Below are 8,399 nucleotides of genomic sequence, written 5' to 3'. Positions count from 1 at the left end.
ACGTCGAGAGCTTTAATCTGCCGCGACGTGACCGGCCGGCTCACACCGGCCGCTCGCCAAAGGAGCGTGAGGCGTTGGCGCATTGCGCTTCGTTGGAATGTGTGGCGAACGGCACGTGGAACGTGCCTGCTACTTTAGACGCATAGCGACGAGAACTACTCTGTCGCTCCTCCGAGGCGAGCGGCCGGTGTCAGCCGGCCGGTTCCGCGAACTATGCCGATCGCTCCGCACGTAGTCGCGTAGCGACGACACGACGGTAGCCGTGGATTTCAATCCACGGAAACGGAAGTCACCCGCGCGGTTTCATTTCGCCCAACGCGTCGCGTTAGTGACGCCTGACGGAACGAATATCTCAACGAGTTGTTCGTGCCACCAGCATTTCAAATTCCACGTTGAAGCTTGCTGCCGAAAAATGGACCTGGAGGACCACTTGCACCGATCTGTTGCGGTTGTTCTGGCGAGTCGCCATTGTTTCTATATAACGGGAAAACCCTCTCGGGCTTGTCGTCAGTGGCTTTTTTTCGGTACGCCTTATCCATCTCCTTGAATCGCTCTTCCATTCGCTGACCAACCGCGTCGGAGATGTTCTTCACCATCTTAAAGTACGAGTCCATTAAATCGTCTGCAAGTTGGATTGCATCGACATAGATAACTCCAAGGTCGTCTTTTTTTAAATGGCGATCTGGCTGACTATGAACTATCGCTACCGGTCCTTTCAGCAAATAACAGTGCGCGATTCCATGTCGTGCTAGGCGATAGAGATGCTGTCCGATTTCTTTGCTATTTGCATGGGTGCGACTTGGATAAAGGCAGTTGAACCAGTATGAAACGAAGTATTCGTTCCCGCTATTAGGATCAAATTTCTTTTCGCTCAAAAGCGAGCCGAGCAATTCGATACCAGCGAATGCGGTCATTACGAATGGATATCCCATCGGCATCGGCATCGCTTTCATTTGGCCGAGGTCTTTAAAGAGATATCCTTCTACCGTGTGCTCAAGAAACGTTTTGACGTTAGACATGAAGTTTGCCGCTTGCCTGTTTTTGCATTTCTTGTGACGAACTTCGACACACGGCTTCTACGGCCCCATCGTCCCGCAAACCGGTGCTGCCCAGTCGAGCTTCGCGTGCGCTGCGATCAGTGGGTCGAGCTTCGCGGTCAGGGCTTCCGGCAGGGGCGATTGTCTTCGGACTTTCATATCGACGTGCGCGCTCACGAGTTCTCCCGTCGCGCTGAGCTTCTCGCTCCCGTCGATGATGAGGAACTGCATGTAGTGCATCCGTTTGGCGGTTCGGCCGAGGACGCGTGTGCGGAGCGTCACCTTTTGCCCGACGCGCACTTCCGCGAGATACCGCACATGCAGTTCCAGCGCAAAGCTGCCCGCCGCGTGCGTTTGCATATATTCGGGCGTGAATCCGAAAAGATCGAAGAACCCGAAGACCGCGCGGCTGAAGAGATGCGTATACCACATGACGTTCATGTGTCCCATCTCGTCGATCCAGTCGGGCAAGACCTCGCCGCGGCCGGTTATGGGGAGGTCGTTGAGATTCATGCCTCCTATCGTAACGGGCGGCGTCGACTTCCGCCAAGCCGCACGGTGGTTCCGGTCGTAACGATATGGTAATTTGGGAAAGTCATTTTCGCTGATTTGTCGGAGTCAACATCGATGCTCAAGCCAGCCGCCGTTTTCCTTTCGCTCGGAATTTTCGTGATGATGCAATCGCAAGCCTCGGCCGCCGAAGTTTCCGGACCGACTCCTTTCGGCAAGACCTATGAAGGAACGCCGGTCGAACGCTACACGCTCACCGGCGGCAAGATGACCGTGCGGCTCATGAACCGCGGCGCGACGATCACCGAGATCATCATGCCCGACGCGGCCGGCAACCCGACCGACGTCGTGCTCGGCTTCGACGACATCGCCGGCTACGAATCCGAAGCGAATCAATACTTCGGTTGCACGGCCGGACGCGTTTGCAACCGGATCGCGAAAGGGAAGTTTCAGCTCGACGGCCAAGCCTATCAACTCGCCGTGAACAACGAGCCCAACCACTTGCACGGCGGCGGCAAGCGGAGCTTCGACAAAGTCGTATGGCAAGGCGAGAAGGTCGTCACGCCGCGCGGCTCGGGAGTGCGCTTCACGTACGCGAGCCCCGACATGGAAGAAGGCTATCCCGGCAACCTCAAAGTGTCCGTCACCTATGTCTTGGGGGACGATCAAGCTCTCTGGATCACTTGGGAAGCGACGACCGATAAGGCCGGGCCCGTCAACTTGACGAACCATAGCTACTTCAATCTCGCGGGTGCCGGAAGCGGCACGATCCTCGACCACGAGCTGACGTTGTATGCCGATCAATACACGCCGGTCGACGAAGCGTTGATTCCGCTCGGCCAACTCGCGCCGGTCGCCGGCACTCCGCTCGACTTCACGAAGCCGGCGCGCATCGGTGCGCGGATCGAAGACCTAACGAAGACTCCCGCGATCGGCTACGACCACAACTTCGTCGTCCGTAAGGCCGAGTCGCTGCCCGCCGCTGCCGCGCTGTTGCGCGATCCGAAAAGCGGCCGCAAGCTCGCCGTCTTCACCACGCAACCGGGCCTGCAAGTCTACTCCGGCAACTTCCTCAACGGCCAAGCGGGCAAGGGCGGCAAGCCCTATCTCTATCGCGGTGCGATCTGCTTGGAGACGCAACACTTTCCCGACTCGGTGAACCAACCGACCTTCCCGACCGTGATCCTCAAGCCGGGCGAAAAGTATCTGCAAACCACGGTCTATGCCTTCTCGGCGGATTGAGATTTCGAATTTCGTGACTCGCGAAACCGCAAGCGGCACGACGGCACGCATTGCGCCTCCGGCTTTTACTGACCACCGACCACTGACCACCGACCACTGACCACTGCCATGAAACGCATCTCCCGCGACGACGCCCGTAAATACGCCTTCGACTGGCGCGACGAACCTCTCTTGAAGGTCGCCTCGGGCGAGACCTTCGAGATCGAGACGTTCGACGCGAGCACCGGCTTCTTCAAGACTTCGGAAGACCTTGCGATTCCCGGCAAGCGACCCGGCTTCGATCGTTCGCCGCCGCTGGCGAATCCGATCGGCGGACCGGTCTTCGTCGATGGTGCGAAGAAAGGAGACGTGCTCGTCGTCGAGATCGAGTCGATCACGGTCGACGATTACTCTTGGTGCGCAGTCGGTCCGAAGCGTGGTCCGCTCGGCGAGCTCACGCGCTACCCGGAAGTCTCGCAGAACTACGCGACGCGCATCTTCCGCCACACGCCCGGCCCGAGCGGCACGACGCGCGACGGCGAGCTGCATTTCAACGAGCAGATCAAATGGCCGATCACGCCGTTCGTCGGCACGCTCGGCTGCGCGCCCGATCGGGAAGTGGTGACGAGCCTCGACGGCCAAGGAGATTGGGGCGGCAACCTCGATATCCGCGACGTCGCGCCCGGCAATAAAATTTACTTGCCGGTTTATCATCCCGGCGCGCTGTTTTACTTGGGCGACGTGCATGCCAGCCAAGGGGACACCGAATTTACCGGCACGGCCGCGGAAACGAAATCGACCGTCCGGCTGAAGCTGAGCTTGATCCCCGACCGCAAGATTCCTTGCATGCGAATCGAAAAGCCGGACGCGATCATCACGATCCACGCGAATCGTCCGCTTGAGGTCGCAGTCGAAACGGCGACGATTCAGATGATCGATTGGCTCGTCGCCGATTACGGCTTCTCCGTGACGGACGCCTACGTGCTCGTCAGCACCTGCCCCGACTTCCGCATCAACGTCTACCAGATGTGCAAGATCGGCAAGCTCAGCTACGTGGCCGGAGCGGAAGTGCCGAAGAAGTTTTTGCCGAAGAAATAATGCGTTGCTCTTGCCGCCGGCCAACCCTTCTCCCCACGGGAGAAGATGTCGGCAGCAGCCGACAGATGAGGGGCGATATCGCGGCTGCATGGGTATCACGCCCTTTATGAGCAGCGCCCCTCATCCGGCCTGTCGGCCACCTTCTCCCGACGGGAGAAGGATTCACGGCCACTTCGGCGCGCGTTTCTCCAGAAACGCTTCGAGCCCTTCTTTCGCTTCTTCGGTCGTGCGGGCCGTCGCACTCACGGCCGCTCCGGCGCCGAGTTGCACAAGCATTTCTTCGCCGATCGTTTCGTTGAGCATGCGCTTCGTCATCAACAGCGCCGGCGGCGCGCACTTCGCGCACAGTGCGGCCAGCTCCGTGGCGCGCGGCCAGAGCAAGTCGGGCTTCGTCGTTTCGTGAAACAAGCCGACGCGATACGCTTCGGCCGTGTCGATCGTTTGCGCGGTGAGCAGCAACCGCGCCGCATGTCCGCCGCCGATGCGAAACGCCAACAGCGGCGCGACGAGCCCGGCGACGATTCCTCTGAGCGGCTCGGGCAGCCCGAAGGTCGCCCCTTCGGCCGCGACGACGATATCGCTCGCCAAAAGCAAGCCCGCCCCGCCGGCCATCGCAGGGCCGTTGATCGCCGCGACGATGGGCTTCGGAAACCGGAGCATGTATTCGATGAGGTCGCGATAGGCCGAGGCATCGCCGTGCCAGAGCTCGGCGGCGTTCGGTTGTTTGCTGGTCTCGAGCATCTCGCCGAGATCCATGCCCGCACAGAATACGGTTCCCGCTCCGGTTAGGACGACGGCGCGGACTCGTTTTTCCAGATGCAGATCTTCGAACATCTGTTGCAACTCGGCCAGCAGTTCGCGATTCAGCGCGTTCCGCTTCTCCGGACGGTTGATGATGACCGTGGCGACGTGTTCGTGGATGTGCAGGCGAAGAAGCGTCATCGTGATCGGCGGCCGATTTATTGAATCGACCGGCTCATGAACCGTAAGAGATTAAGAATTGCGCTCGAGCGACAGATCGCCGAGTGCGGTGCCGAGCAGCTTGCCTTGCGTGTCGAATCGCAAAGAGCGGCTGGCTCCGCCGTCGAGTACGTCGTAGAGCATAAAGTTGAACGCGAAGATCAGCGGCAACTCGAACCGCTCGACTCGCGCCGGCCGAAGCGCTTGAAAGTATTCGGCGACGCGCTCCTTCGTGAGCGTGCGTCGGAGGAACTCGAAGTCGTCCGCCGAGTTGGCGACGACGCCGATATTCGCGTGGTTTCCTTTGTCGCCGCTGCGCACGACGGCCACGTCACGAAGCGCGATCACGTTCATTGCCACTCCTTTGCCGTACGAACTTCGACTTGCGATTGTACTTGATCGCGCGGTACGAGCGTCGGCCAGTACGCGAACACCGGCCGCACCTCGCCGCGGGCTTGCGTATAGCCGGCGAGCCCGGCAGGGCCCGACGTTGCGAGCGGGGCGAACTCGCGCGTGAACCGCTCGACCGCTTCGCGCCGCGGATCGTGGACCGTCATGCGCAGCACGACCTCGCGCAGACCTTGCGGCGGTTCGCCGAGGCCGGGCACGCCGTCGCCGGCGCCGAGCAACTCCACGTTCTTACGGAGATAATCGAAGCCCGCCTGGGCGAGCTTGATGATGATTTCTACGGCGCATTCGTAGGCCTTCTCCTCGCAATCGCGGCCGTAGACGAGCAGTCGACCGTCGGCCATGAAGCCGTCGCGGTAGGCGAGCGAGACCTTTAAGGTCGGCGGTGCGGCGTGCCCCGTCGCGCCGGATACGGCAACGCGATCGCCGCCCAGATCTGCGAGCGAGACGGTCGTGAAATCGCAATCGACGTCGGGCGTGAGATAGTGTTGTGGGTCGCCGATTTCATACACGAGTTGCGAAGCCACGGTGGCGCGATCGACCCGGCCTCCCGTGCCGGCCGGCTTCGTGATGATCGACGAACCATCTTCGGCCAGTTCGGCGATCGGGTAACCGACCTCGGCGAGATTCGCACCTTGCCAATGGTGTGAGTAGCCGCCCGTCGCTTGCGCGCCGCATTCGATGAGGTGCCCGGCGACGCTGGCGCCGGCGAGTCGATTCCAGTCGTTCCATTGCCAGCCGAACTCATGCACCGCGGGCCCGACCGTAAGCGAGGCATCGGCAACCCGGCCCGTGATGACGATCCGCGCGCCGTCGGCCAGGGCATCGGCGATCGGACGAGCGCCGAGATAAGCATTCGCGCTCACGACCGGTTGCTTCAACTCCGACAACGGCCGACGATCATCGAGATTCTCGAAGCGGCAACCGGCGCGTTGCAGCGTGGCGAGTTGCGGCAGCAAGTCGTCGCCGGCGACGACGCCGATCCGGACGTCGTCGAGGCCGGCTTCGCGCAGGATCGCCGCCGCGGCTCGCGCGCAGCTCGTCGGGTTCATGCCGCCGGCGTTCGTCACGATCTTCAACTTCGGCTGCGCACGAAGAGCAGGAACCAAGCTCTTGAGCACCGGGAGGAAGTCGTGGGCGTAGCCGGCGTTCGGATCTTTTTCGCGGAGCCGAGCGAGGATCGAAAGAGTGAGCTCGGCCAAGTATTCGAGCGTAAGGTAATCGAGCTCGGCCCCTTCGACGAGCCGGCGCGGAGCGTCGAGGTTGTCGCCCCAAAAGCCTGCGCCGTTGCCGATGCGAATGCGTTTCATAATTTATACCTGAAACACGCCGAGGCGGTACGCTTCTACGTCTGCGTGGCGAGTCACGATCTCCAATGCCGCGATCAGTTCTTCGCGCGTCGCGGCCGGGTCGATGATGCGGTCGACCCAACCTCGTGCCGCGGCATAGCGGGGGTCGGTCGCTTGGAGATAGTTTGCTTTGACGGTTTCACGGAGCTTGCCGAGTTCGTCGGCGTCGACCTTCTCTCCCTTGCGCTCCAAGGCCGAGATCGTGATGTCGAGCAGCGTGTTGACCGCTTGATCGGCACCCATCACGGCGCATTTCGCGGCCGGCCAGGCGAAGATCAGGCGCGGATCGAAACCCTTGCCGCAGAGGGCGTAGTTGCCCGCGCCGAACGAGCCGCCGAGCAGAACCGTCAGCTTAGGGACACGGCTGTTGCTGACTGCGCCGACGAGCTTCGCGCCGGCTTTGATGATGCCCGAGCGTTCGCTGTCGCGACCGACCATGAAGCCGTTGACGTCTTGCAGGAAAATAATCGGCAGCCAATCTTGGTTGCAATTCATCACGAACCGCGCGGCCTTCTCGGCGCCGTCGACATACAGCACGCCGCCGAACTGGAGCGGCCCTTCGGCCGGTTTCTCTTGATGATGCTGATTGGCGACGATGCCGACCGGGAAGCCGCCGATGCGGGCCGTGCCGCAGATCAGGGTCTTGCCGTACTCCGCCTTATATTCATCGAAGCTGTCGCGATCGACGATGCATTCCAAGACGCGCCGCATCTCATATTCGCGCCGCGCCCCGACCCCGACGATGGTGTGCAGTTCGCTGCCGGGCTTCGCGGCGGGTTGCGCTGCATGGCGCGTGAACGGCGCCGACGGGTGCGCGGCATCGGCGGGTGCGAGGGCCGCCAAGCTCCGCAAGCGACGGAGGCAAGCGTCGTCGTCCGGCTCGCGATAGTCGATCGTTCCACTGACGGCCGAGTGCATCGCCGCGCCGCCGAGGTCTTCGCTCGTCACGACCTGGCCGATCGCGCTCTTTACCAGCGCCGGACCCGCCAAGTAGAGGCCGGAGCCTTCGGTCATCAGCAGCTTATCGCAGAGCACGGGTAAGTATCCGCCGCCGGCAACGCAGTTGCCCATGATCGCGGCGGTCTGCCCGAGGCCGGCCGCCGACATAACGGCGTTGTTCCTGAAGATTCGGCCGAAGTCGTCTTCGTCGGGAAACACATCTTCCTGCAAAGGGAGAAACACGCCGGCCGAATCGACCAAGTAAATCAGCGGGAGTCGGTTTTGAAACGCGATCCGCTGCGCGCGCAGCACCTTCTTCACGGTGGCCGGAAAGAACGCGCCGGCTTTGACCGTGGCGTCGTTGGCGATCAGCATGTGCCGCCGACCCGCGACCAGCCCGACGCCGCACACCACGCCTGCCGCCGGTGCGCCGCCGTAGTCGGCATACATTTCCCACGCCGACCAGAGGCCGAACTCATAGAACTCGGTGCCGGCATCGATGAGCTTCGCAACGCGCTCCCGCGCACCGAGCCGGCCCTTCTTGTGTTGCCGCGCGAGCGCCTCTGCACCGCCGCCGAGCGCAATGCGGGCCGCTTGTTCCTCGAACTCTTTCCAAAGCGCAAGCGACGGGTTCGGCACGTCGCGCGGGATGACTTCCGGCATGGGTCGTTCTAGCGTGGAGTGGCTTCGTGGGGCGAGCGACGAGCATCATAGTCGTCTCTCGGCATTATTCCCATCGGACGTTTTTAGGGCATCGATCTCGGCCGGCATTCCGGTTCGACGGTAACTAGTTTCGTGTTGCGGTTCGGCATCATGCATGTTGCCGAGGGTGCGCTACGTCGCCGAAAGGCAACATCGATCGCACTCCGCCGCGGTG

The 8,399-nt window shown here is 61.7% G+C and carries 8 protein-coding genes; 2 read left to right on the top strand and 6 right to left on the bottom strand.

Annotation, left to right across the window (positions count from 1 at the left end):
* Window positions 1-380 precede the first annotated feature (380 nt).
* Window positions 381-1,019 carry a hypothetical protein gene (locus K8U03_12485; GenBank protein ID MCE9605703.1) on the bottom strand — a complete coding sequence of 213 codons (639 nt, stop codon included), beginning with the start codon at window positions 1,017-1,019 and terminating at the stop codon, window positions 381-383.
* Between the two features lie 57 nt (window positions 1,020-1,076).
* Window positions 1,077-1,550, bottom strand: a complete 474-nt coding sequence (locus tag K8U03_12480; protein MCE9605702.1) for a thioesterase family protein — start codon at window positions 1,548-1,550, stop codon at window positions 1,077-1,079.
* Window positions 1,551-1,664: 114 nt separating this feature from the next.
* Here K8U03_12480 and K8U03_12475 point away from each other — a divergent pair, with 114 nt between their 5' ends.
* On the top strand, window positions 1,665-2,789 hold the full coding sequence (locus K8U03_12475) for a galactose mutarotase (protein MCE9605701.1): 1,125 nt from the start codon (window positions 1,665-1,667) through the stop codon (window positions 2,787-2,789).
* Between the two features lie 108 nt (window positions 2,790-2,897).
* The gene (locus tag K8U03_12470) at window positions 2,898-3,866 is read left to right on the top strand and encodes an acetamidase/formamidase family protein (protein MCE9605700.1); all 969 of its coding nucleotides are present in this window, start codon (window positions 2,898-2,900) and stop codon (window positions 3,864-3,866) included.
* Window positions 3,867-4,028: 162 nt separating this feature from the next.
* Here the strand turns inward: K8U03_12470 and K8U03_12465 are convergent, their stop codons facing one another.
* From K8U03_12465 to K8U03_12450, 4 genes are read right to left on the bottom strand one after another with little or no spacing between them, the layout of a single operon-like run.
* Entirely contained in the window at window positions 4,029-4,808 is a 780-nt protein-coding gene (locus K8U03_12465; protein MCE9605699.1) for an enoyl-CoA hydratase/isomerase family protein, read from the bottom strand.
* Between the two features lie 51 nt (window positions 4,809-4,859).
* Window positions 4,860-5,180, bottom strand: a complete 321-nt coding sequence (locus K8U03_12460; protein ID MCE9605698.1) for a hypothetical protein — start codon at window positions 5,178-5,180, stop codon at window positions 4,860-4,862.
* Window positions 5,177-6,544 carry a DUF1446 domain-containing protein gene (locus tag K8U03_12455; GenBank protein ID MCE9605697.1) on the bottom strand — a complete coding sequence of 456 codons (1,368 nt, stop codon included), beginning with the start codon at window positions 6,542-6,544 and terminating at the stop codon, window positions 5,177-5,179. Before K8U03_12455 ends, K8U03_12460 begins: the two co-directional genes overlap by 4 nt.
* Before the next feature lie 3 nt (window positions 6,545-6,547).
* Window positions 6,548-8,185 carry an acyl-CoA carboxylase subunit beta gene (locus tag K8U03_12450; GenBank protein MCE9605696.1) on the bottom strand — a complete coding sequence of 546 codons (1,638 nt, stop codon included), beginning with the start codon at window positions 8,183-8,185 and terminating at the stop codon, window positions 6,548-6,550.
* Between the last annotated feature and the right edge of the window lie 214 nt (window positions 8,186-8,399).

This window comes from Planctomycetia bacterium (genome assembly GCA_021413845.1).
Classification (GTDB): Bacteria; Planctomycetota; Planctomycetia; order Pirellulales; family PNKZ01; genus PNKZ01.
The sequence above is the reverse complement of the archived record's forward strand: the minus strand, read 5'-3'. Positions and strand labels throughout refer to the sequence as shown.